This is a genomic window from Lutibacter oceani (assembly GCF_003384935.1).
Taxonomy (GTDB): Bacteria; Bacteroidota; Bacteroidia; order Flavobacteriales; family Flavobacteriaceae; genus Lutibacter; species Lutibacter oceani.
The window spans coordinates 218,265-244,410 of sequence record NZ_QTTQ01000011.1; the positions used below are offsets into that span (position 1 = coordinate 218,265).

Annotated in this window: 14 protein-coding genes; 8 read left to right on the top strand and 6 right to left on the bottom strand. The window is 29.9% G+C overall.

Annotated features, from left to right (window positions below; translation table 11 throughout):
• Positions 1–4: 4 nt before the first annotated feature.
• The 5 genes from BX611_RS10320 to BX611_RS10340 are packed head-to-tail and all read right to left on the bottom strand — an operon-like array spanning position 5 to position 7,335.
• Positions 5–1,123 carry a putative glycoside hydrolase gene (locus tag BX611_RS10320; RefSeq protein ID WP_115880909.1) on the bottom strand — a complete coding sequence of 373 codons (1,119 nt, stop codon included), beginning with the start codon at positions 1,121–1,123 and terminating at the stop codon, positions 5–7.
• A gap of 7 nt (positions 1,124–1,130) precedes the next feature.
• Positions 1,131–2,192 carry a carbohydrate-binding family 9-like protein gene (locus BX611_RS10325; RefSeq protein ID WP_115880911.1) on the bottom strand — a complete coding sequence of 354 codons (1,062 nt, stop codon included), beginning with the start codon at positions 2,190–2,192 and terminating at the stop codon, positions 1,131–1,133.
• 10 nt (positions 2,193–2,202) lie between these two features.
• Positions 2,203–3,168, bottom strand: a complete 966-nt coding sequence (locus BX611_RS10330; protein ID WP_115880913.1) for a glycoside hydrolase family 130 protein — start codon at positions 3,166–3,168, stop codon at positions 2,203–2,205.
• 16 nt (positions 3,169–3,184) lie between these two features.
• Positions 3,185–5,062, bottom strand: a complete 1,878-nt coding sequence (locus BX611_RS10335) for a sodium:solute symporter family protein (RefSeq protein WP_115880915.1) — start codon at positions 5,060–5,062, stop codon at positions 3,185–3,187.
• 11 nt (positions 5,063–5,073) lie between these two features.
• Entirely contained in the window at positions 5,074–7,335 is a 2,262-nt protein-coding gene (locus BX611_RS10340; RefSeq protein WP_115880917.1) for a GH92 family glycosyl hydrolase, read from the bottom strand.
• A 136-nt stretch (positions 7,336–7,471) separates the two neighbouring features.
• On the opposite strand from BX611_RS10340, the gene BX611_RS10345 reads away from it, so the two are divergent.
• The 4 genes from BX611_RS10345 to BX611_RS10360 all read left to right on the top strand — a co-directional run bounded on the left by BX611_RS10345 (position 7,472) and on the right by BX611_RS10360 (position 12,221).
• Positions 7,472–8,551 carry a sensor histidine kinase gene (locus BX611_RS10345; RefSeq protein WP_115880919.1) on the top strand — a complete coding sequence of 360 codons (1,080 nt, stop codon included), beginning with the start codon at positions 7,472–7,474 and terminating at the stop codon, positions 8,549–8,551.
• Complete coding sequence (locus BX611_RS10350; protein WP_115880921.1) at positions 8,548–9,258, top strand: LytR/AlgR family response regulator transcription factor; 711 nt, start codon at positions 8,548–8,550, stop codon at positions 9,256–9,258. Before BX611_RS10345 ends, BX611_RS10350 begins: the two co-directional genes overlap by 4 nt.
• 117 nt (positions 9,259–9,375) lie before the next feature.
• Positions 9,376–10,722 carry a Trk system potassium transporter TrkA gene (gene trkA, locus BX611_RS10355; protein WP_115880923.1) on the top strand — a complete coding sequence of 449 codons (1,347 nt, stop codon included), beginning with the start codon at positions 9,376–9,378 and terminating at the stop codon, positions 10,720–10,722.
• The gene (locus tag BX611_RS10360; protein ID WP_115880925.1) at positions 10,722–12,221 is read left to right on the top strand and encodes a TrkH family potassium uptake protein; all 1,500 of its coding nucleotides are present in this window, start codon (positions 10,722–10,724) and stop codon (positions 12,219–12,221) included. Before trkA ends, BX611_RS10360 begins: the two co-directional genes overlap by 1 nt.
• On the opposite strand, the gene BX611_RS10365 is transcribed toward BX611_RS10360, so the two are convergent.
• Positions 12,218–13,570 (bottom strand): UDP-N-acetylmuramate--L-alanine ligase, encoded by a 1,353-nt coding sequence (locus tag BX611_RS10365; protein ID WP_115880927.1) that lies wholly within the window; start codon positions 13,568–13,570, stop codon positions 12,218–12,220. The two genes, BX611_RS10360 and BX611_RS10365, sit on opposite strands and share 4 nt — an antisense overlap.
• A 197-nt stretch (positions 13,571–13,767) precedes the next feature.
• Here BX611_RS10365 and BX611_RS10370 point away from each other — a divergent pair, with 197 nt between their 5' ends.
• The 4 genes from BX611_RS10370 (at position 13,768) to BX611_RS10385 (ending at position 26,128) form a co-directional block, all read left to right on the top strand.
• Positions 13,768–17,007, top strand: a complete 3,240-nt coding sequence (locus tag BX611_RS10370; RefSeq protein ID WP_115880929.1) for an Ig-like domain-containing protein — start codon at positions 13,768–13,770, stop codon at positions 17,005–17,007.
• 3 nt (positions 17,008–17,010) lie between these two features.
• Positions 17,011–17,946 carry a PorP/SprF family type IX secretion system membrane protein gene (locus tag BX611_RS10375; RefSeq protein ID WP_115880931.1) on the top strand — a complete coding sequence of 312 codons (936 nt, stop codon included), beginning with the start codon at positions 17,011–17,013 and terminating at the stop codon, positions 17,944–17,946.
• A 15-nt stretch (positions 17,947–17,961) separates the two neighbouring features.
• On the top strand, positions 17,962–19,863 hold the full coding sequence (locus BX611_RS10380; RefSeq protein ID WP_115880933.1) for an OmpA family protein: 1,902 nt from the start codon (positions 17,962–17,964) through the stop codon (positions 19,861–19,863).
• 151 nt (positions 19,864–20,014) lie between these two features.
• A complete protein-coding gene (locus BX611_RS10385) occupies positions 20,015–26,128 on the top strand; it encodes an alpha-2-macroglobulin family protein (protein WP_115880935.1) in 6,114 nt (2,037 codons plus the stop codon).
• The last annotated feature ends 18 nt before the right edge of the window (positions 26,129–26,146 follow it).

Below are 26,146 nucleotides of genomic sequence, written 5' to 3' on the forward strand. Positions count from 1 at the left end.
ATTACTATTTCAAACTTTCTTTTGTTTCTTTAATTGCTTTTAAATAATCTTCTGAAATTGCTGGACCATCAAAAAATGTAATTCCTTTTGCGCCATTTTCTTTTGCTAGTAAAATTGCTTGTTTAAAATCTTCAACAGATTTAAAATCTGGCATATAAATTCCGGTATTAATACCAATTCCTTTATCTTTTACATCTTCAACACCTTGTTTGGTTGCAAAACCAATCCAATCTACTTCTTCATTATAAAAACCGTGATAAATCATTGGATATACTTCGTTAATGGTCCATTTATCCCAACGTTGACGCACCATATGATCTGCCATTTCAGGATAAGGAAAAACGGCTGCAGTTAATTTTTTGTTGTATTTATGTACAATTTTATAAGCATCATTTACTACATTTCTAACAGCATTTAAACGAAATTGTTTCCATTCCATATCAATGTCTGTATTTTTTATATTTCTTGGATTTTTATGATGCATTTTTTCAAATTCGCTTACACAAACATCGCAATAACAAAAATCGAACTCCGGTAATTCTTCATCTTGTACTAAATCGTATTTTGGCAGTAAACCAATTGGTAGGAAAATATCTGAAAAACGAATATAATCTAAATGAACACTTTCAATGCCATCAACTTTAGCCAAACCTTCAACCAAACTTAAAACATGGTTACGAGACTCCTCTCTAGTTGGGCATAACCATTGGTAATAACCAACATACGGACGTGTATCAAAACATGATTTTCCTTCTCTACTAACTGCGTACCATTCTGGATGTTTTAGAGCAATAGTGTCTCCTGGGCGATTCATTGCCATAATCCATGCATGAACTTTTAATCCTTTTTCGGTTGCAATAGGCGCAATTCTTTTTAACAATTCAGGATCTGTTCCTGTATTGATTAACACCTCATCAATACCAGCTGACTTGTATTTTTCAAATTCTTGAGCGTATTCTTCATTCGATTTTTCATTATTTGCGGTGGTCCAAACACCAAATTCAAACACGTTTTCTGTTTTAATGGTTTCAGAAATTACTGTTGTGTCTTTTTTTTCTTCTTTGGTTTCACAAGAAAAAATAGTTAATACAACTGCAAAAAATAATAATTTGTGTAAGTTCATAATAGATTTAATTTGAAATAATTTTACCGTTTTCTTTAATAATTAATATTGTGTTAGTAAAAGGGCTTTTTACTGAAATATTATAACCTGTTGCGTGATTTTCTAATGTTGGTTGCAATGTTTTATGATTTACAATAATTGCTTTAGAAGTTAAACTATCTATAGTTGTTGCCCATTTTTTATACTTTTTAAAATAGCTTTTTTGAGATTTATACAAACTGTATAATTCGGCTTTAACAGCATCATCTTGCGGAATTGTAAAACTGTCTTTTGAACCTACTTCTTTTAATGAAAAATACACATAACCCCATTTTTCTGGTTCATGCATATTTATAACGCCTTGTGGGGACCAAACCCAATTGTATTCATGTAATAATTTGCCTTCAGCATCTTTTTTTCTTTGATACACCCCATTTTCTAATTGAAAATCCCAATTAACTCTCGAAAAATTAACTCTCCAATGTTTATTTTCAGGAACATTTTTTTCAAAATAAGAAGTTTTATAAGCTTCCCAGGGAATTGCCAATTCTAATGTCCAGCCTTTATCTTTATCATTTGGATTATTAATAGTTCCATCAACTTTAACAGCAGATTTTAATCCAGTTAACGTCCAATCGTTTAAAGCTTCGTTCTTTTCTCTGTATGCCTTTGTAATAAATAAATCCCAAACTGTATTTAGGGCATTTACTTCTAATTCATAATAGTTAAAAGTATCTCCATCTGGATCAATAAAAACTTCAAAATCGTTGTTATGAAAAATAATAGCATCGTGTTCAGTAATATCTGCCCAAACGTGTGGTTCTTCTAATTTAGCCAAAATATAAAAGTAAGTTTCATCCCACATCATTTTAACTTGTGTATTGTATGTTGGTTCTTTTATACCTTCAATATCAATAAAAGTATCAGACCATTTAACCTTATTCCAAGAGTTTTCCGTTGATTCTCCATCAATTTTAATTTCTTCAGAAGTTTTATAAGCAATATAACTTTTAGGAACATTATTTGTTGATTGCGCACAACTTACAATTGAAAACAAATACAATGCTATAACTAATCTATTGAACTTCATATCTAAAATTTTATAAACTATTCTCTTTTGTATATTGAATTACTTCACTTATTTTTCCATATGCCAAAGCAACAACAGTATCTGCTGCTCCATAGTAAATTGCTAATTTATCTTGTTCAATATCGTGCAATGCAGCACAAGGAAACACCACATTTGGCACATCACCTACCTGCTCGTAATTAACTTGTGGACCTAATAAATAGGGCTGTGTTCTGTATTTTACATTATCTGGCTGGTTTTCATCTAAAATGGCTGCTCCCATTGCATACCTAAATCCGTTGCATGTATTTATTACACCGTGGTACAACATTAACCAACCTTCGTTAGTTAAAATAGGAATGGGTCCTGCACCAATTTTTGTGCATTGCCAAGCACTGTCTTCAAAAGCTGTGGCTTTCATAACACAACGATGCTCTCCCCAAAATTTCATATCAGGACTGTAACTAATGTAAATATCTCCAAAAGGTGTATGCCCGTTATCACTTGGTCGACTTAACATGGCGTATTTTCCGTTGATTTTTTGAGGAAATAAAACACCGTTTCTATTAAATGGAAGAAAAGCATTTTCACATTGAAAAAATTCAACAAAATCAAACGTATAGGCAATACCAATTGTTGGTCCATGATAACCGTTACACCAAGTAATCCAATACCTATCTTCAATAAAAACAACACGCGGATCGTATTTATAATCAGAATCAATCATTTCAGTATTTCCAGCCTTCATTTCAATTGGCTCATGATTTATGTTCCAATCGATTCCATTTTTACTAAAACCAGCAAAAATATTCATTTGAACTGCCTTGTTGTCACATCTAAAAACACCTGCAAAACCATCTTTAAAAGGCACAACTGCACTATTAAAAATACTGTTTGAAGTTGGTATTTGATCTCGATTAATAATTGGATTTTCAGAATATCTCCAAATTACTTCGTTGCTATTTATTGGTTTATCTTGCCAAGGAATTGTATTCATTTTATATATTAAATTTTTAATTTGGTAATTTTTTAACCTTATCCAGCCATGTAAATTTAAGCACTATAGATGTTATTAAAAAAATTACTAACGCAATTAATGTTTTATGGTAGTCTCTTATCATCAAGTAAATTGGTAACACAATCATACTTGATTGCCAAATAATACCAATTATACAGTTTCCCATATCTAACCAAAAATCAGCATTCTTAACAGCAGTTTTATCATCCTTTTTTAATTCATTTAAAACAGGTTTCCAAAAACCCCAAGGACGTACCTCTTTATAAAACGATTTTAAAACTTTCATTTCTGTTGGTTTACTAAAATAAGTTCCTAAAAAAGAACCTAAAACCGAAACAAAAAATATGATGGGAAATAAATAAATGGCATGCACATGTGATAATTCATAAAATAAAGAATTTTCTAAAAAATTACCTTTGTTTTGATCAAGTACAAATTGTAATGAAGCCACCACTAACCCAGCTAACATTCCCCAAAAATATCCCCATCCATTAAATCGCCACCAAATCCATTTTAAAAAATTTGCTGCAACATAACCTCCAAAAAGCGCACTCGTAATCCATAATGTTAACGAGTTGATAGAATCTGCAAAAAAGCCCATAAAAACACCCAGACCTACTACTATAAATGACGCAATATGACTTGCTTTTATATAATGTTTATCAGTAGCTAATGGTTTAAAATATTTTTTATAAATATCATTTACCATATAAGCAGGACCCGCATTTACAAAAGCTGAAAAGGTACTCATAAAAGCAGCTAATAAACCAGCTAGTAACAATCCTTTTATACCAACAGGCACATGAAAATTAATTACTTTTGGTAATAAAATTTCCAAATCTCCACCATTTAATAACGGGTTTATACTCATTTCCGGAGCCAAAGTAACCAACGCAATTACAACAATACCTGCAATTAATAAATACCTCGGAATAAATAAAATTAAATTGGTAAAACCACTCATATAGGCAGCTTCTTTTACTGTTTTTGTAGAAAGAATTCGCTGTAAATCGTAGCTTGGAGTTGGACCTGCAATACTTGCAAAAAAACCTTTAAAAAGTGTCATTCCAATTAAAGCTCCAAACATTTTATAGCCTTCGGAATCTATTAAATTATTAAATGCCTGATACTTATCACTCCAATGCGTTTCTAATTCCCAACCAAAAAATACATTTCTCCATTCATTAGAAATTACAGCATTTATTTCAACATCAGAAAAGGTGAAAAAGGCATAACCTGCAACTAAAATACCTGCAAGCACCATAATTCCATATTGCAGAACTTCAGTGGCTACTACAGAAAACATACCTCCTTTTACAGTATAAATTGTGGTTAGTATAATTATAATTAACGCATAGGATTGTTCTGAAGTTAACAACGCTACATTTCCTATTTGAAGTGCTAAATCCCAAGGAAGAATTATGGTCATAAACTTTCCAACACCTTCAAAAAAATAAGCGATAAAACCAATGGCAGCAACTATGGCAAAAACAGCAACAATAATATGCGATGCTCTTCCTGCTTTATTATCTCCAAAACGTGTTAAAATCCATTCGGAACCTGTCATAATGTTAGATCTTCTAATCCAAACGGCTAAAAACATCATTACAAAAATTTGATTCCATATTGGCCAAAGCCACATAAACATAAAGCTTTTTACTCCATATAGAAACAAAATTCCAACCATCCAGGCGGTTCCTGAAACATCAAACATTCCTGATCCATTACTTAAACCTAAGAAGTACCATTTGATATTGTTTCCTCCTAAAAAATAGGATTTTAATCCTTTTGATGCTTTTTTTGAAACCCAAATCCCAACAAAAAGCGTGAGTAAAACATAAACAGCAATTATTAAAACATCAATTATATCCATTTTAAAAATGCTTAATTTTTAATTCCCCAATTTTTGTTTGGAGTTTTTCCCATTACAAATTGAAGTGTGCCTCCTTGCATAATTTCAATATGACTAATAAAAGTTCTATTGAAATTTTTTCCATTTAAAGTTGCAGATTGTATATACATATTTTCATCTGAAACATTTTCAGCTTTAATAGTGAATGCAATATCTTTAGAAATTTTTATAGTTGAAGATTTAAACAACGGACTTCCTATTTGATATTCACCAGAAGCAGGACTGTAAGGATACAAGCCCATTGCGCTAAACACATACCATGCCGACATTTGTCCGCAATCTTCGTTACCACTTAATCCGTTGGGTGTTGTATTGTATTGCGTTTTTAAAATTTCGCGAACCCAATATTGAGTTTTCCAAGGTTTGTTAGCAAAGTTGAACATATATGCAATATGATGACTTGGTTCGTTTCCATGAGCATATTGACCAATTAATCCTGAAATATCAGCTGACACATCATCTCCTGTAATTTCGGAAGACTCTGTAAACAGCTGTTCTAACATATCCGTAAAGCTTTCATTTCCATCATGTAGTTTAATTAAATTTTCTACATCGTGCAAAACAAACCAACTGTGTTGCCAGGCATTTCCTTCGGTATAATCAGCATGTACCCTGTGTGCAGAAAACTTAGGGTCAAATGGTTCTTTCCAAACTCCATTCTCATCTTTTCCACGCATAAAACCAGTTTTAGCATCAAATAGATGCTCATAGGCTTTTGAACGATTTATAAAATACATATAATCTTCTTCTTCACCTAGCTCTTTGGCAATTTGCGCTACACACCAATCGTTATAAGCATATTCTAAAGTTATAGTAACCGATTCATCTAATAAATTATGAGGAATATATCCATATTTTTTATAATGATTCAAGCCTCTTTCATCTTGCATCATTGTAGTTTTCATAGCTTCAAAAGCTTTTTTAATATCAAAACCTTTGATGCCTTTTATATAGGCTTCTGCAATTACTGGAATAGAATGATAACCCGTCATTGTATTGGTTTCATTTGCATATAAAGTCCAAACAGGCAATATTTTTTTAGTTTCGTAATATGCCAGCATAGAATTAATAATGCCTGCAACTTTATCTTTAGCTGTAAAAGTTAATAAAGGATGTTCAGCTCTAAAAGTATCCCATAAAGATAATGTAGAGTATGCTGTGAAATTTTGAGCTTTTACAATACTATCATTCTCTTTTCTAAATTCACCATTTATATCACTAAAAGTAACCGGTGCAACCTGTGTATGATATAAAGCCGTATAAAATGCAGTTTTTAAATCTTCATTAGCTGTTTCTACAGTAATATTAGACAAGTTTTTATTCCAAATTTCAGCAGCCTTACTTTTAACAGTTTCAAAACTAATTTCTTCTTTTGATAAATTTTCCAGCGCATTTGCTTCACTTACAGAAGAAACCGCGACTTTTACTACAAGTTCTTGCGTATTTTCAGATTTAAAATAAAGTTGTGCGAAAGATTTTTCACCTTCAACAGTTGTTACATTATTCTTGTAAATTCCATCGTTCAACAATTCATATTTTTCTATTGGTTTAGAAAATTGCGCCACAAAAAACACTTTTTGATTTTTTGCCCAACCAGAGCTATATCTAAAACCTGAAATTGTTGTCTCATTAATTACATTAATTTTTGAAGCCGTAGTTTTATCCCAATTAATTGCAAAGCCTAAATCTACTACTACAGATTGTGCATCGTTTTTAGCAAATGTATATTTATGATAAGCGGTTCTTAAACTGGAAGTTAATTCAGCCTTAATATTGAAGTCTTTTAGGTTTACACTATAATATCCAGGTGAAGCAATTTCATTATTATGAGTATATAACGATTTATAAGGCACATCATTTCTTGACTTTATTTCTTTTGCTAAATCAACTTTCTTATTAATTGGCATTAATCTAATATCGGCCAAATCTCCAATTCCAGTTCCGCTTAAATGTAAATGACTAAAACCTATGGTTATAGAATCTGAATAATGATAACCAGAACACCAATCCCAACTTGAAATTCCGTTATCCGGGCTAACTTGTAACATTCCAAAAGGCACTGTTGCACCTGGATAGGTATGGCCATGACCGTCAGTTCCAATAAACGGATTAACAAACTTTGTAAGATTTATTTTAGGGGTTACTTTAGTATCATTTTGAGTATTTTCACAAGAGGTAATACTTATAATAATTCCTATTATAAAAATAAGTTGCAAGTGCTTTATTGTATTCATTTTATAAATGCTTTCTGAAGTTTTAATTTATTCAATTTTCAATTTAGTTATAAATATTACTTAATTTCGTGTTTTTCAAAAAAAAATTAGACGGATTACATCTAAACACGGTTGAACACTAAAAAAGAATAAGATTATGTCTGTATTTTCATATAAAACCACAGCCAATTCATCACAAGTTCAAGAAATTTCTTTAAAGCATCACGTCATTTTTTGGTCTATCTATTTTATATTTAATACCCTGCGTTGGGGAAGTTATTTTGATGATTATGCATATTCAATAAAAACTAACCTTATTGGATTTCCAATTCATATGACTTTATGCTACTTAAACATTTATATATTTATGCCATTATTTGTTTTTAAAAGAAAATACTTGAGTTATATAGGACTACTTTTATCTGCACTTTTTGTAATGTTATTGGTAAAATTTAATCTTACTTATTATTTGGTAAGTGAAAATGTATGGCCTGAAGGAACTGAAGTAATTAGCAAACTAACATTCAATTATTCTGTAGATATGATGATTGGAGAATTGTATGTAATTACTTTTGTTACTGCCATAAAAATTACAATGGATTGGTTAAAAGAGCACAAACGAGTTACAGATTTAGAAAAAGCACAACTAGAAACTGAATTACTATTTTTAAGATCTCAAATTTCACCGCATTTCTTTTTTAATACACTTAATAATATTTACTCATTATCTTTAGAAAATTCAAAAAAAACACCTAAAATTATTCTAAGACTTTCCGAATTAATGCGGTATTTTTTATATGAAACAAAAAAAAGTAAGCAAAGTTTGGAAAAGGAAATTTTATGTATTCAAAACTATTTAGACCTTGAGCGTATTAGGTTTGATGAACAGTTAGAGATAAATATGAATATTTCTGGAAATATAAAAAACAAAAAAATTGCTCCAATGCTCTTATTGTCCTTCATTGAAAATGCTTTTAAACATGGTGCAAATAAAAATATTGGAAAAATAAAAATTGATATTGATTTTACAGTTGAAAAAGATTTTCTTTATTTTAAAATTTCCAATCCAATACCTGCAATGCCATATATTAAACAAAAAGAAAGTATTACTAAAGGAATAGGGTTAATAAACGTAAAAAAAAGGTTAGCTTTGGGCTATAATAAAGAAGAATACGAGCTGAAAATTAATGAAAACAATAAACTATTCGTAGTAAATCTAAAAATTAAATTACGATGAAAATAAAATGCATAATCATTGATGACGAGCCTTTAGCGCTAAATGTTATTAAAAATCATTTAATAGAAATTAGTGATATTGAACTTATTAAAACTTTTAACAACGCAATTGAAGCATTATCATTTTTAAAAAGCAATCCTGTAGATTTAATATTTTTAGATATAAATATGCCCTTGTTAAACGGCTTAAACTTTATTAAAAGTTTAGATACAAAACCTCTTATAATTATCACAACAGCACATACAGAATTTGCTGTAGATTCTTATGAATTGGACGTGCTAGATTACTTAGTAAAACCCATTCCTTTTCCACGATTTGTAAAGGCTACCAATAAAGTTTTTAGAATTTTACATTCAAAAACTATAGGACAACAACTAGTAGACCAACCTTATCTTTTTGTTAAAATTGATAAAAAGAAAATGAAAAAAATCTATTTAGATGATATTTTAGTGATAGAAAGTTTAAAAGATTATCTAAAAATAACAACCAAAACCAATAAATATATTATACACCAAACCTTAAGTAGTTTTACGGATCAGTTACCAGAAAAAAACTTTTTAAGAATCCATAGATCTTATACTATTGCTATTAACAAAATTGATACTATTGAAGGAAATAGTGTTGAAATTGCTGGTATCAGATATCCTTTTGGACGTACTTATACGGATGAAGTAAAAAACAGAATTTTAAACATTTCAACATTCTAATTAATTAAAAATTAAGCTTAATACAATTTTGGTGCTTTATCGTAAAATTGAATCCATTAAAAAAAAATCTTTTTTTTAAAATAAGTATAATATCTTTGTACTAAATATTTTAAGTACATGAAAATTATTATTGCTGGTGCTGGAGATGTTGGTTTCCATTTAGCCAAGCTTCTTTCTTTTGAATCTCAAGATATCTACTTAATTGATACTGATTCCGAAAAACTAGAATATGCAAGTAACCATATTGATGTTATTACAAAAAAAGGGGATGCTACTTCCATTAAACTTTTAAAAGAAATTAATATTGATAAAGCTGATATTTTTTTAGCTGTAACAGAATCTCAAAATACTAATTTTACCATTGCTGTTTTAGCTAAAAAATTGGGAGCTAAAAAAACCATTGCAAGAATTTCAAATCATGAGTTTACACAAAATTCTGAAATTGATTTTACTGAAATTGGCATAGATAGTATGATTTCCCCGGGTGAATTAGCCGCTGATGAAATTAAAATGCTGTTAAATCAATCTGCATTTAATGATACCATTCAATTTGAAAATGGAACCTTAAATATTTTAGGAAGTACTTTAGAATATAATTCACCTTTAATAAACTTAACAGTACAAGAAGCCCGAGAAAAATTTTCTGATGTAGATTTTATTACAATAGCTATAAAACCAGAAAAAAGTAACGAAACAATTATTCCAAGAGGAAATACAGTTTATCACGCAGACGACCAAATCTATTTTTCAGCTCCAAAAGAAAGCATTAAAAGTCTTTACAAATTAATGGGGAAAACTGAGTTTGGAGTAAAAGATGTAATGATTTTAGGGGGAAGTAAAATTGGAGTTAAAGCCGCGAGAAACCTTTGTGAAAATAATTTCAATATTAAATTAATTGAAATTGATAAAGAACGTGCTTTTGAAGTTGCAGAAAAAATTCCAAATGCACTTGTAATTAGAGGGGATGGAAGAGATGTTGAACTTTTAGAGGAAGAAAATATTGCAGAAATGGATGCATTTGTAGCGGTAACAGGACATTCTGAAACAAATATTATGTCGTGTTTGGTTGCAAAATCTAAAGGTGTTAAAAAAACAATTGCATTGGTAGAAAATATGGATTATATAAATATTTCTCAAACAATTGGAATTGATACTTTAATTAATAAAAAACTCTTGGCTGCAAGTGCTATTTTTAAACATGTAAGAAAAGGGGAAGTTTTAAAATTAGCAAACTTACATAATGTAGATGCCGAAGTATTAGAATTTATGGTTAAGGAAAACTCTTCTGTTACCAAAAAATTAGTAAAAGATATAAAAATTACTAAAAAAGCTGTCTTTGGAGGTGTAATTAGAAATGGTATTGCACATATGACTTTTGGTAATTTTCAAATTTTAGCAGGAGACAAAGCAGTTGTATTTTGTTTACCTGAAGCTATACATAAAGTTGAAAAATTATTTAATTAATGAAAAACCTCAACTTTAAAATTATCGTTAGTTTTTTAGGGCTTACCTCAATGCTTAATGGTTTTTTCATGCTTATTGCTGTACCATTTAGTATATACTATAATGAACCTGAAAAATTAGGAATTTTACAAGCCGGATTAACCACAATTCTTTTAGGTTTTCTATTGTGGTTTTTTAACAGAAAAGCTAAAAAAAACCTTGGTAAAAAAGAAGGGTATATTATTGTAACTTTAGGTTGGTTAATGCTTTCTTTTACCGGAACACTTCCTTATGTTTTTACAGGAGCAATACCTAATTTCACCAATGCTTTTTTTGAAACTATTTCTGGTTATTCTACAACAGGTTCCTCAATATTAACCGATATTGAATCAATGCCAAAAGGAATTTTATTTTGGCGAAGTGCTACGCATTGGATAGGTGGTATGGGAATTATTGTTTTAACAGTGGCAATTTTACCTTTATTAGGAATTGGAGGTATGCAATTATTTATGGCAGAAGCTCCTGGTCCATCCGCAGATAAAATGCATCCTAGAATTACTGAAACTGCAAAAAGATTATGGTTAATATATTTTTCATTAACCTTTGTGGAGTTTTTCTTGTTGAAATTTGCAGGTATGACTTGGTTTGATGCTATAAATCACGCAATGGCAACTATGAGTACAGGTGGTTTTTCAACCAAAAATGCAAGTATGGCACATTACAATGGAATGCCTATAATACAATATATTGTAACAGCTTTTATGTTTATAGCAGGTACAAATTTTGTACTAACTTATTTTGCTTTAAAAGGAAAGATTTATAAAGTGTTTAAAAGTGAAGAGTTTAAATATTACTTTTTTGGAGTAATTGGAACAACTTTAATTATAACCTTAATTATAATAAACTTTCAGGATCCAAATTTAGTAACAACTATTGATCATCCTAAACCTTGGGGGTCAAACGAAAGTGCTTTTAGACATGCGGCTTTTCAAGTAGTTTCAGTATTAACTACAACCGGATTTGTAACTGCTGATTTTACTATGTGGAGTTCTTTAGCAACCATGATTATGTTTTCATTATTTTTTATTGGTGGTTCAGCTGGTTCTACAAGTGGTGGTGTTAAAATTGTAAGGCATATTATAATTATTAAAAATAGTGTTTTAGAATTTAAAAAGTTATTACATCCAAATGCAATTATTCCCGTAAGATATGATGGACAAGGTATCCCAAAAAATATTGTATTTAATATTTTATCCTTCTTCGTATTGTATATGGGAATTTTTATTATAAGTTCAGTAATACTTTCACTATTTGGCTTAGATTTTCAATCTGCAATGGGTGCAGCAACTTCTTCGCTAGGAAATATTGGCCCTGCAATTGGCTCTGTAAGTCCAGTTGATAATTTTAATCATTTATCAATTCCTGCTAAGTGGATGTGTTCTTTTTTAATGTTAATTGGTAGATTAGAATTATTTACTGTTCTAATTTTATTAACTCCATTCTTTTGGAGGAAAAATTAAATTATTTCTTTAAATTTTTCAAAATCTAGTCCACCATAATTACCAGAACTCATTAACAATAAAGCCGTATTTTCAAAATTTTGGTTGAATAAGTATTCCTTAAATTCCGTTGGGTTTGTATAAACAATTAAATTATCTCTTTTAAATGCTTTTTTAATTTGCTGTTCTGTTACTTCTTCTAATTTTTTAATTTCAACCGCATGTGGTGAATAAAATACTACAGCAATATCAGCACTATCCAAAGCACCTTCATATTCCTTTAAAAAATCGGCATTTAAACTACTATAAGTATGTAATTCTAAACAAGCCAGTACATTTCTTTCCTTATACTGTTTTTTAACAGCAATTGTGGTAGCTTCTACTTTACTTGGTGAATGTGCAAAATCTTTAAAAACAACTGTTGAAATATTTTCTGCAATTTTTTCTAAACGTTTGCTTGCACCTTTAAAACTTGAAATAGCTTCATAAAATTCATCCTCATCAATTCCCATATGCTGACAAATCCATTTTGCTCCTGCTAAATTTTGAAGGTTGTGTTCACCAAATATTTCAAGAGGCATTTCACCTAAAGATGTTTCTAATAAAGTTGTGCCATTTTCAATTTTATAATTTGGTGTTTTATATGGATATTTTTTAATAGGATTTTCAGCTTGTTCAACAACATTTTTTAAAACTGCATCTTCTTCATTATACACCATAATTCCTCCATTGGTTAATGAATTGGTGAAAATTGAAAACTGTTGAATATAATTTTCAAAAGTTGGAAAAACATTTATATGATCCCAAGCAATACCACTTAAAAGTGCAATATTTGGTTTGTATAAATGAAATTTAGGGCGTAAATCTATTGGAGAACTTAAATATTCATCACCTTCTAACACCATAAATTCATTTTCATTGGTTAAATGTACCATTGTTTCAAACCCTTCTAATTGTGCCCCAACCATATAATCAACAGTTACATGGTGATAATTCATCACATGTAAAATCATTGATGTTATGGTAGTTTTACCGTGTGATCCGCCAATTACAACACGTGTTTTATCTTTACTTTGCTCATACAAAAATTCAGGATATGAATAAATTTTAAGCCCTAATTCTTTAGCTTTCAACAATTCAGGATTATCAGCTTTTGCGTGCATTCCTAAAATAACTGCATCAATTTTATTTGTTATTTTTTCTGGAAACCAACCAAATTCTTGTGGTAATAAACCACGTTTTTCTAAACGAGATTTTGAAGGCTCAAAAATAGTATCGTCACTTCCGGTAATTTGATATCCCTTTTGATGCAATGCGATAGCTAAATTGTGCATAGCACTTCCTCCAATAGCAATAAAATGTATATTCATTTAGCATAAACTTTATAATTCCAAATGTAAATAAAATCTTAAAAAGGATAATCATAAAATTTAAATACTTTATTTTTTTAAAAAGTCCTGTTTTACAAATAAACAACCTGTTTTAACTAATAAATGGTAATTAATTCTTATATTTAACTTACAAAAAATTGTAGTTAAAAGAAATTACCTAGGCAAACTCAAATTCAATGGAAAAACTAATATTTTCATTAATACACTATTTTAATAAATTTCTGTTTTTAATAATTGCATTAGTTTATTCTGAATCCGTTTTGTCACAATGCACAAATCCAGATCCAACTGGAAACTTGTCTCAAGTATTTTGTAAAAGTGACAATAGCACTATTGAAGATTTAATGGCTATAGGTGAAACAATTGTTTGGTTTGATGCCGAATCTGGAGGCAACCAATACAATTCCTCAGCACCTCTAATTAACAATACTACATATTATGCAGACGATATTAATAATGGAAATTGCAGTCCAAATAGACTTGCAGTACAAGTATCAATTTATGGTGAGCCCCCAACAAATGTTGATGTTTTTGTAGGAAAATGTGCTATTGACAACCCAACTATTGACGATTTATCTGCAATTGGTCTAAATATAGCCTGGTATGATGCTCAAAATGATGGGAATTTATTAAATCCATCAGAACCTTTGGTAAATGGAGTTACCTATTGGGTTCAACAAACAGAATACGGATGTATTAGTAAAAGGTTACCAACTACTATAACAATTATTAATCCCCAACCTCCGACAGTTCCAGAAAATCAAACATTTTGCTCTTCTTCAAATCCGAAAATTTCCGATTTAACAGCAAATGAAACAACTATTTTATGGTACGATTATGAAACCAGCTCAGAGCCATTAAATATAGATTTACCATTAATTGATGGTGAAGATTATTGGGCTACACAAGTCTCTTTTCCTTGTGAAAGTACAAAAAGAACTAAAACTACTATTACTATAGATATTGCTCCAAATGCAGGCACAGATGTATTTTATTTTGAATGTGAAAGCAATTTAAATACAATAAATCTATTTGAATTATTAGGTGGAATGCCTGATAATTCAGGTACTTGGTCTGGACCAAGTGAATTAACTAACGGGTATTTAGGCGTTTTTGAACCTGAAAATAATATCCAAGGAATCTATACATATACAGTTTCTAGCGATTCAGGCATTTGCGCTACTAATTCGTCTATAGTTCAGGTAGAAATTTTAAATGTTCCACCACCAACTACCTCTATAATAAATCAAACTTTTTGCGAAGTTGACAATCCAACAGTTGCGGATTTAACCGTTAGCGGAAGTGAAATTATTTGGTACGATACCGAAACATCTGAAACACCCTTAAATTCGACAGATATTTTAACAAACGGAGAAGAATATTGGGCAGCTCAAACAAATGCATCGGGTTGTGTTAGTGCTTCTAGACTGATGATTTCGACAACAATTAGTGCTCCTCCACCACCAACAACATCTGAAACAAATCAAACTTTTTGTGAAACTGACAATCCAACAATTGCGGATTTAACCGTTAGCGGAAGTGAAATTATTTGGTACGATACTGAAACTTCTGAAACACCCTTAAATTCGACAGATATTTTAACAAACGGAGAAGAATATTGGGCAACTCAAACAAATGACTCGGGTTGTGTTAGCTCATCAAGGTTAATGATTTCAACAACTGTTGGTGCTCCTCCACCACCGACAACTTCTGAAATAAATCAAACTTTTTGCGAAGCTGACAATCCAACAGTTGCGGATTTAACCGTTAGCGGAAGTGAAATTATTTGGTACGATACCGAAACTTCTGAAACACCTTTAAATTCAACAGATTTATTGATAGATGGTGAGGATTATTGGGCAACTCAAACAAATGCTTCGGGTTGTGTTAGTGCTTCCAGACTGATGATTTCGACAACTGTTGGTGCTCCTCCACCACCGACAACTTCTGAAATAAATCAAACTTTTTGCGAAGCTGACAATCCAACAGTTGCAGATTTAACCGTTAGCGGAAGTGAAATTATTTGGTACAATACCGAAACTTCTGAAACACCTTTAAGTTCAACTGATTCATTGATAGATGGTGAGGATTATTGGGCAGCTCAAACAAATGCGTCGGGTTGTGTTAGTTCATCTAGACTGATGATTTCGACAACTGTTGGTGCTCCTCCACCACCGACAACTTCTGAAATAAATCAAACTTTTTGCGAAGCTGACAATCCAACAGTTGCAGATTTAACCGTTAGCGGAAGTGAAATTATTTGGTACAATACCGAAACTTCTGAAACACCTTTAAATTCAACTGATTCATTGATAGATGGTGAGGATTATTGGGCAGCTCAAACAAATGCGTCGGGTTGTGTTAGTTCATCTAGACTGATGATTTCGACAACCATTAGTGCTCCTCCACCACCGACAACTTCTGAAATAAATCAAACTTTTTGCGAAGCTGACAATCCAACAATTGAAGATATAGTAGCTACTGGCTATGGAACTATTTGGTACGATACCGAAACTTCTGAAACACCTTTAAATTCAACAGATTTATTGATAGATGGTGAGGATTATTGGAACTTAAATTTTAATCAAAATAACGATTGTGAAAGTAATTCAAAAATAAAATTAATAGCTACAATAGTTGATATTCCGCAACCTGAAATAAACAATACTAATCAAGTTTTTTGCGCTTCTAATTTTCCAAAAATTTCTGATTTACAAGCAAATGGAACTATTATTTGGTATGCAACCGAAACAGAAACCATACCTTTAAGATCCGATAATTTATTAATTGATGGATTAAATTATTGGGCGGCTCAAACCGATTCCAATGGCTGTGAAAGCTCAAGTAGAATTGCAGTTAGTGTAAAATTAACTAATGTAGAAACTCCTTTTTTAAATACTTCTGGAAATGAATTTTGCGCTGAGTTCAATCCAACAATCGCTGATTTAAATCAAAATGTTTTACCTTCAAATGGAGGTACAATTTCTTGGTTTGATTTATACCCAAATGGCAACAAATTAAGTTCTTCAGAATTTTTAATTGACGGGAACACATATTTTGCAATAGAAAGTAATAATGATAGTTGCTTAAGTGTTAATCCACTTGAAGTTACCGTTAATTTAAATATGTGTGAGCAATACGATATTGTAATTTATGATGGATTTTCACCAACTGAAAACGGGATAAATGATTCCTTCAAAATAAAAAATTTGAGAGAGCTGTACCCTGATTTTAAAGTTGAATTCTATAACCGTTGGGGTAATTTAATTTATTCTTCAACAATTTCAAAACCTGATTGGAACGGAAGATTAAATGGCAATGATGAATTGGTGCCAGCTGGTGTTTACTATTTTATTATTTACTTTAATAAAAATGGCAGAAAACCTGTTCAACGAAGATTGTATTTAAGTCGATAAAGAATGAAAAAAATAATTTTAAATAGTATTGCACTTTTAACATCCATTCTTTTGTGGTCTCAACAAGACGCACAATACACGCAATATATGTATAATATGAGTGTAATAAATCCTGCGTACACAACAGATGCAGCTGGAATTATTAATATTGGAGGATTATACAGAACACAATGGATTGGAGTTATTGGTGCTCCAAAATCTTCAAATTTGTTCTTACACACTCCTATTAACGATAAAATTGAAATTGGTTTTTCTTTAATTAATGACAACATTGGCGACATTGTAAAAGAAAATAATGTTTCCTTCGATTTTGCATACAAATTAGATTTAGAGGAGCATGGAAATTTATCATTTGGTTTAAAAACTGGTGTTACTTTTTTTGATGTTAATTTTAATGATTTTGAACTGGAATCTGGTGATGTCTTTACAGATGCTGACTTTTCAAATAACATTAATCAATCATTTTTTAATATTGGTGCAGGATTATATTTTAATACCGATCATTATTATTTAGGAATTTCAATCCCGAATATTTTAAAGTCACAACATTTAAATAGAAATAACGGAAAGTATCAAGGAACCGAATTACCGCATATTTTCTTAACCAGTGGTTACGTTTTTGAAATTAATGATTTTATTAAATTAAAACCTGCATTTATGCTAAAAGGAGTTAATGGAGCTCCTTTAACCTTAGATTTAACAGCAAATATTTTATATGATAACCGATTAGAATTTGGAATTGGCTACCGATTTAATGATGCGTTTACAGGCTTATTTAATATAAGAGCCACACCTGAATTACGAATTGGCTACGCATATGATTATACAACCTCAAATCTTGGTCCGTTTAGTTCGGGATCCCATGAATTATTTATTTTATACGATTTTGATATTTATAAATTAAATAAAGGTTTTGATATTTCTCCAAGATTCTTTTAAAAACCGATTTAAAGAATGAAAAAAGCACTAATCATACTATTTATACTATCATTTTCTACACAATTTTTGACAGCTCAAAATTTGAAAATTGCAAATCATTTATTTGAGAAAAGAGCTTATTTAGATGCTGCAGAATTATTTTTAAAGGAAGAAAATAAATCTCAAGAAATTTATGAAAAATTAGGAGATTGCTACTACTTTAATACAAAAATGAAGGAGGCTTCAAATTGGTATAAAATTTTATTTGAAAAATTTAAAGGAACTATTGATCCAACCTATTTTTTTAGATATTCACAAGCATTAAAGGGAATTGAAAATTTTAATGAAGCTGATATTTGGCTTAGAAAATACAATGAAAAAAAACAAATTTTTACGGAATCTAATTTAGAAACTTTACCATTTATTGAATCTTTAAATAATCAAAATAAAAGACCTTACATTGTTCATAATCTTATAAATGGCAATACTCCAAATTCTGATTTTGGGGTTTCCTTTTTAGGTGATAAATTAGTTTTTGCATCCACAAGAAATAACGGAAATAAATATGATTGGAATAAGCAACCTTATCTAGATTTATACCTAGCTGAAACGACTGAATTAGGTGATTTTACAAATATTTCTCTCTTTTCAAATTCAATAAATACAAAAACTCACGAATCAAATGCAATATTTACCAAAGATGGTAAAACCATGTATTTTACAAGAAATAATTTTATTGATGGAAAAAAAATAAAAGATAAAAATAAAGTAACCCACTTAAAAACTTTTAAGGCAGAATTGATTGATAATAATTGGACACATATTACTGAACTTCCTTTTAACAGCAACAATTACTCAGTTGAACACCCAGCGTTAAGTCCAGACGAAAAAGAACTTTATTTCGCCTCAGATATGCCAGGTTCGATAGGCTCTTTTGACCTATTTGTGGTTGATATTAATGAAAATGGTACTTATGGAATTCCAAAAAATTTAGGTCCTAAAATAAATACTGAACACCGAGAACAATTCCCTTTTATTAGCAGTAAAAATATTTTGTATTTCGCTTCAGATGGCTTATTTGGATTGGGTGGATTGGATATTTTTAAAAGTGATTATTCAAATAATAGCTTTTCAAAACCAAAAAATTTAGGCACTCCAATAAATAGCAATTTAGATGATTTTGCGTTTATAATTGATGAGAAAAATGAGACCGGTTACTTTTCATCAAACAGAGAAGGTGGTATTGGTGATGATGATATTTATAGGTTTACCCAATTAAAAAAATATTTTGTTCAAGGATTGGTTCAAAATAAAAATAGCCTAGAAATACTTCCAGGCGCTTTGGTAACTTTGTTTGATAACAACAATCAAATGACTGACGAAATGATTGTAGGTGATGATGCTAGTTATTCTTTTGAAATAACAATTAACTCAACTTATAAAATTAGAGGAACTAAAAGCTTATTCAGTCCATCTGATGTGACATTTTCCACAGACAATGAAGGTAATATCAATAAAAATATTTTACTAAAACTTGAATCTTATGAAGATGCTGAATATAAAATTGTTGAAGAAAATGGGAAACTTCAAATAAAAATCAACCCAATTTATTTTGATTTCGATAAATGGAATATTCGCTCTGATGCAACCGTAGAACTAGAAAAAGTTGTGGGTATTCTAAAAAAATATCCAGATATGGTTATTGAAATTGGAGCTCATACAGATTGCCGAGGAACAGAACAATATAATTTAGATTTATCATACAAGCGTGCTAAATCTGTTCGAGAATATTTAGAAAATCAAGGGATTCCTACTAATAATGTTAAATCTGTTGGATATGGCGAAACTCAACCTCTAAATAATTGTATAAAAGATGGTATTTGTAAAGAAGAAGAATACAGCATTAACAGGCGGTGCGAGTTTGTTATACTTCATTAATAATTAATATTTAAACCGCTGAAATCAGCGGTTTTTTTATACACTTTCCCTATATCAAGGGTTGCGCTTACTAAATATAAATTGCACAAATTATTTACAATTTAAATTTAGGTATAACTTTTGCTAACTTTATAGTAATAAAAAATAAAGTATGAAAAACATTACATTCACAATATTGGCACTATTCCTATTTTCAACTACTACAAAAGCTCAAATAAATCATAATAATTATGATAAGATGTGGAAAGAAGTTGAACAATTTGAAGAAAAATCGTTGCCAAAATCTGCTTTTAATTCTGTTGAAATTATTTATCAAAAAGCAAAAAAAGCAAATAATTCAGCTCAACTAATTAAATCGCTATTTTACAAATCTAAATACATTCTGTTATTAGAAGAAGACGCACAATTAGAAGTTGTTAATCTTTTTAAAATTGAAATTGAGAAAGCTAAAACCCCAGCAAAAAATGTATTAGAAAGTATACTGGCAAATTTATATTGGCAATATTTTCAACAAAACAGGTATAAATTTTATAACCGAACAAAAACCTCAATAAAAGTAGATTCTTTAGATTTTAGAACTTGGGATTTAGAAACATTGTTTGCCGAAGTTCATATTCATTTTCAAAACTCGCTACAAAATGGGTTGATTACCCAACAAACTGACTTAAATAACTATAACGATATTTTAAATCTACGACCAGATTCAAAAAAATATAGACCTACTTTATTTGATTTTTTAACTAATAATGCATTAGATTTTTATAAAACATCTGAAACCTCAATTACCAATCCAAGTTATAAATTCGAAATAGATAATGAAAACCTTTTAAGTGATTATAATAACTTTTCACAATTAGAAATTATTTCAAAAGATAGTTTATCGTTACAGCTAAATGCATTAAAAATCTATAAAAACCTACTTTCATTTCACGCTTTAAATAAAAATACTGATGCTTTAATTTCAGTAGATATTGAACGCATAAAGTTCGTTTATCAGAAGGCAACTTTCCCTGAAAAAGAAACGCTTTATTTAACCCTTCTTCAAAATTTAAAAGAGGAATTTTCAGCTTCAGAATCGTCAACTTTAATAGATTTTGAAATTGCATCTATTTTTAACAAACAAGCCAATGAATATGATGCGGAAACGAATACAGATAATCATTTTAAAAACGTAACAGCTTTAACAATTTGTGAAAATGCTATCAATAAATTCCCTGAAAGTTTAGGTGCAAAAAACTGTAGTATCTTAAAGCAACAAATTTTAAGTGCATCTTTAAATCTTACCGCAGAAAAGAATATTTCTATTCAAAAATACAGCAAGGTTTTAGTGAATTATAAGAACATTGAAACTTTGTATTTCAATATTTTTGCAATTAATGAAACTCAAAAAAATAATTTTAGTAAAATTAATAATGATTCGGAAAAAATAGAATTTATTAGAAACCTTAATTTAGTTTCAAGTTTTAATCAAGCATTAAAAACTGAAAATGATTATCAACAACATGCAACAGAAATTGCCATTCCGCCTTTAAATAATGGGACCTATTTAATTTTTACTTCAACAGATGAAACTTTAAATGCAAACAGCGTTTATGCTACTTCATTAATTCAAGTTACAGATATCGCTTTGGTTGAATCTATTTTAAATAATATTTACACCTACCAAGTTGTAGATAGAAATTCCGGAAAGCCAATTGAAAATGCAACAATTAATTTAAAAAACTATAATACAGGGAAATACAACGATCCCATTAATAAGAATTATGTAACAGATAAGAAAGGGCAATTTAAATTTACTTCAAATAGCACCTATCGAAATGTAATAATTTCAATTATAAATAACAAAGAAAAAGCCAGTTTTGGTGATTATTATTTGTACAATTATAATCGCATAGATAACCAGTCCAATAACTTAACAATTACACCTTTTTTATTTACTGACAGAAGTATATACAGACCCGGACAAGTTGTATATTTTAAAGGGATTTTAATTAAAAAAGAAGGCTTCGTATCTAAAGTTGTAAGCAATGAATATGTTAATGTTACGCTTTATAATGTTAATGCAGAGGTTGTTAGCGAAATTGAATTAAAAACCAATGAATTTGGATCTTTTAGTTCCCAATTTATTATTCCAACTACTGGGTTGAATGGAATCTATACTTTAGAAGTTGATGAAGGCTCCCAAAAAAGTAATTTGTATAATATTATTGATGATTTTAATTATTCTGAAACTCAAATTTCAGTTGAAGAATACAAACGTCCAAAGTTTGAAACAACTTTTAAACCAATAACTGAAACTTATAAAATTAACGAAAGTGTTACTGTAAATGGAAGCGCTTTGGCTTTTGCAGGTAGCAATATTACAGATGCAAAAGTTACTTATAGAGTTCATAGAAAAGTACAATATCCAAGATGGTTTTATTGGTACAAACCAAATTTTATTGTTTCAGAAGCTCAAGAAATAATTCACGGAGAAACTATTACAGACGCTCAAGGAAACTTTACTATCACATTTAAAGCATTGGCAGATAAAAATGTAGAGAAAGATAATTTACCTGTTTTTAATTATGAAGTTACCGCAGACGTTACGGATATAAATGGAGAAACCAGAAGCGCAACATCCATTGTTAAAGTTGGATACCACAGCTTAATTGCAGAAATTAATATGGATGCTAAGATTGATAAAACTAAAAAAGAAAACTTTATAAATATTGAAACCAAAAACCTCAACAATCAATTTGCTCCAGCAGAAGGAACCATAAAAATATCAAAATTACAAGCTCCAACAACTGTTTTAAGAAAACGTCCTTGGAAAGCTCCAGACTATCAATTATATACTTTTTCAGAATTCAAAAATAGGTTTCCTCACGAACCTTATATTAATGAAGATGAAATCTTAAATTGGAAAAAAGGCAAACTAGTTTTTGAAAATGATTTTAATACTTCAATCAATTCTAAAATTAAGTTGAAAAATATTAAAAAATGGCAGTCTGGAAATTATCTTGTTGAAATAGAATGTTTTGATTCGTTTGGACAAAAAGTTACTGACAAACAGATTGTTACAATTTTTAATGATAAAGACACTAAAGTTTCAGACAATCAATTATTTTCAATTTCTCATCAGAAATCAAGTTATACACCAAATGAAATTGTATTACTAAAAATTGGTTCAAGTTCTAAAGATTTAACGGTAACGGTTGATATTGAAAAAGATGGAAAACTAATTGACACCAAAATTATTCACTTAAATAACGAATTTAAACAACTTGAAATTCCGGTAACTAAAAACGATTTTGGCGGATTTGCAATTAACTATAGTTATGTAAATTACAACACTTTTGAAAGCGGAACTTTACCTATTTCAGTTCCTTATCCTGTTAAAGAATTAGAAATTGAAACGCTCACTTTTAGAGATAAATTACAGCCTGGACAAAACGAAACCTGGAGTTTTAAACTAAAAGGAACCAAAGGTGAAAAAATTGCCGCAGAGTTATTGGCAAGTATGTATGACGCTTCATTGGATCAATTTAAACCGCATAATTGGCAGTTCAATCCAATTACAAATCCAACCTATTATTCTCGAACAAATAGAAGAGCGCAACATAGTTTTGGAACTGTTTATTTTAATGTAAATAACCTTCAAAGATCTTATTATGGTCAAATACAACAAAATTTTGATGAATTGAATTGGTTTGGACTTTATTTTGGTAATAATAGAAATATGATGATTAGAGGTAAAGTTCATGGTGTTGAAGTCCTTGAGGATAATTTAATTATGGAAGAAGAATCACTGGATGAAGTTGTAACCGTTGCTTATGGAATTAAAAAAGAAAAAATTCAAAAAGAAAATCCAGAAAAAATAGATTTATCAACTGTTAAAATTAGAACAAACTTTAATGAAACTGCTTTCTTTTACCCACATTTAAAAACGGATAAAGAAGGAAATGTAAGTTTTAATTTTACAGTTCCTGAGGCACTAACACAGTGGAAATTACAATTATTAGGACATACAAAAGAATTGGCTTCAGCTACCAAAACATTAACTTCTGTTACTCAAAAAGAGTTAATGGTTTTACCAAATCCACCACGATTTTTGCGTGAAGGTGATGAACTTATTTTTTCAGGTAAAATTTCAAACTTAACTGATAAAACCTTGGAAGGAACTGCTCAATTAGTTTTAACTGATGCTATTTCTGGAAAAGAAATCAATTATTTAATTGAGAATAGTTTAACAACTCAAAATTTTAAAGTTGCTGAAAAAGGAAATACTAGTGTCAATTGGAAACTGAATATTCCAGAAGGAATTCAAGCTATACAGTATAAAATAATCGCCAAAGCAGGAGATTATTCTGATGGAGAACAAAATGTTTTGCCAGTTTTATCTAACAGAATGTTAGTTACAGAAACGTTGCCAATGTGGGTTCGAAGCAATCAAACTAAAACATTTTCTTTAAATAAATTAAAAAACCAGACTTCAAAAACGTTAAAAAATCACAAACTAACATTAGAAATCACTTCTAATCCGGCTTGGTACGCAGTACAAAGTTTGCCGTATTTAATGGAATATCCGTACGAATGTTCCGAACAAACTTTTTCTCGATATTATGCAAACACACTTGCAAGTCATATTGCAAATTCAAACCCGAGAATTAAAGAAGTTTTTGATTTATGGAAAAATAGTGATGAATTAACTTCTAATTTAGAAAAAAACGAAGAATTAAAATCCATAATAATTAGTGAAACTCCTTGGTTGAGAGATGCACAAAGCGAAACAGAACAAAAAAAGAGAATTGGGTTATTATTCGATTTAAATAAAATGAAAAATGAACAGGAAATTACCTTAAATAAGCTGAAAGAGTTACAGTTTAGCAATGGCGGTTTTCCTTGGTTTAAAGGCAGTAACTACCCAAACAGATATATTACACAACATATTGCAGCAAGTTTTGGGCATTTAAAACAACTTAATGTCAGTATGAACAATCAAGAAGAATCTCAAAAAATGATTGCAAAAGCTGTTCAATTTTTGGATGATGAACTATTGGATGATTATGGTAAACTTCTAAATGAAGCTAAAAAAATAAGAGAAAGAGCTAAAACAACATCAAAAGGAATTAAAGCTGAAAAGGATTATTTAGAGAAAAATCATTTAGGAAATACACAATTGCATTATTTATACATGCGTAGTTTTTATAAAGACATAAAAATTGGAGCAGATACTCAAAAAGCAGTGAATTATTACACCAATCAATCAGCTACTTATTGGACCGATTTCAACTTATATTCAAAAGGGATGATTGCTTTAATTCAGCATAGAAATGGAAACAAAATTAGTTCTACTGAAATATTAAAATCGTTAGAAGAAAACAGTATTACAAGTGATGAATTAGGAATGTATTGGAAAGAAAATACCGCAAGTTGGTTTTGGTTCCAAGCTCCTATTGAAACACAAGCATTGCTAATTAAAGTCTTTTCTGAAATTGAAAATGATGCAGCAACAGTAGATGAATTAAAGATTTGGTTACTTAAAAACAAGCAAACCAATAGTTGGAAAACTACCAAAGCAACCACGGAAGCTGTTTATGCTTTACTATTACAAGGAAGTGATTGGTTATCTATAAATGAGACCGTTGACATTACTGTAGGAAGTCAAAAAATTGAACCTTCAAAATTGGAGAATATGAAAATTGAAGCGGGAACAGGCTACTATAAAACATCTTGGAATGGTAATGAAATTACTTCAGAAATGGGAGATGTAACTATTTCTAAAAAAGACAATGGTATTGCCTGGGGAAGCTTATATTGGCAATATTTTGAAGATTTAGATAAAATTACATCGGCAGAAACACCTTTAAAATTGAATAAAAAATTATTCTTAAAATCGAATACTGATTCTGGAAAAGTACTAACGGAAGTAACAGAAAACTCAACTCTAAAAGTTGGTAATTTAATAACCGTTAGAATAGAATTAAAAGTAGATAGACCAATGGAATTTGTTCATATGAAAGATATGAGAGCCAGCGGATTAGAGCCTTTAAATGTATTATCTAGCTATAAATGGCAAGATGGTTTGGGTTATTATGAAAGCACTAAAGATGCCTCAACAAACTTTTTTATGGAGTATTTACAAAAAGGTATTTATGTTTTTGAATACGATTTACGTGTAAATAATGCCGGTAATTTTAGCAATGGAATTACAACCATTCAAAGTATGTATGCACCCGAATTTAGCAGTCATAGTGAAGGAGTTAGAATTAATATTGAATAAAACACAAACTTTTCAAAT

Coding starts and splice junctions, on each gene's coding strand:
- BX611_RS10335 (WP_115880915.1), bottom strand. CDS start 5,062: ATGGATATAATTGATGTTTTAATAATTGCTGTTTATGTTTTACTCACG.
- BX611_RS10385 (WP_115880935.1), top strand. CDS start 20,015: ATGAAAAACATTACATTCACAATATTGGCACTATTCCTATTTTCAACT.
- BX611_RS10365 (WP_115880927.1), bottom strand. CDS start 13,570: ATGAATATACATTTTATTGCTATTGGAGGAAGTGCTATGCACAATTTA.
- BX611_RS10325 (WP_115880911.1), bottom strand. CDS start 2,192: ATGAAGTTCAATAGATTAGTTATAGCATTGTATTTGTTTTCAATTGTA.
- BX611_RS10340 (WP_115880917.1), bottom strand. CDS start 7,335: ATGAATACAATAAAGCACTTGCAACTTATTTTTATAATAGGAATTATT.
- BX611_RS10370 (WP_115880929.1), top strand. CDS start 13,768: ATGGAAAAACTAATATTTTCATTAATACACTATTTTAATAAATTTCTG.
- BX611_RS10345 (WP_115880919.1), top strand. CDS start 7,472: ATGTCTGTATTTTCATATAAAACCACAGCCAATTCATCACAAGTTCAA.
- BX611_RS10360 (WP_115880925.1), top strand. CDS start 10,722: ATGAAAAACCTCAACTTTAAAATTATCGTTAGTTTTTTAGGGCTTACC.
- BX611_RS10320 (WP_115880909.1), bottom strand. CDS start 1,123: ATGAACTTACACAAATTATTATTTTTTGCAGTTGTATTAACTATTTTT.
- BX611_RS10330 (WP_115880913.1), bottom strand. CDS start 3,168: ATGAATACAATTCCTTGGCAAGATAAACCAATAAATAGCAACGAAGTA.
- BX611_RS10380 (WP_115880933.1), top strand. CDS start 17,962: ATGAAAAAAGCACTAATCATACTATTTATACTATCATTTTCTACACAA.
- BX611_RS10350 (WP_115880921.1), top strand. CDS start 8,548: ATGAAAATAAAATGCATAATCATTGATGACGAGCCTTTAGCGCTAAAT.
- BX611_RS10375 (WP_115880931.1), top strand. CDS start 17,011: ATGAAAAAAATAATTTTAAATAGTATTGCACTTTTAACATCCATTCTT.
- trkA (WP_115880923.1), top strand. CDS start 9,376: ATGAAAATTATTATTGCTGGTGCTGGAGATGTTGGTTTCCATTTAGCC.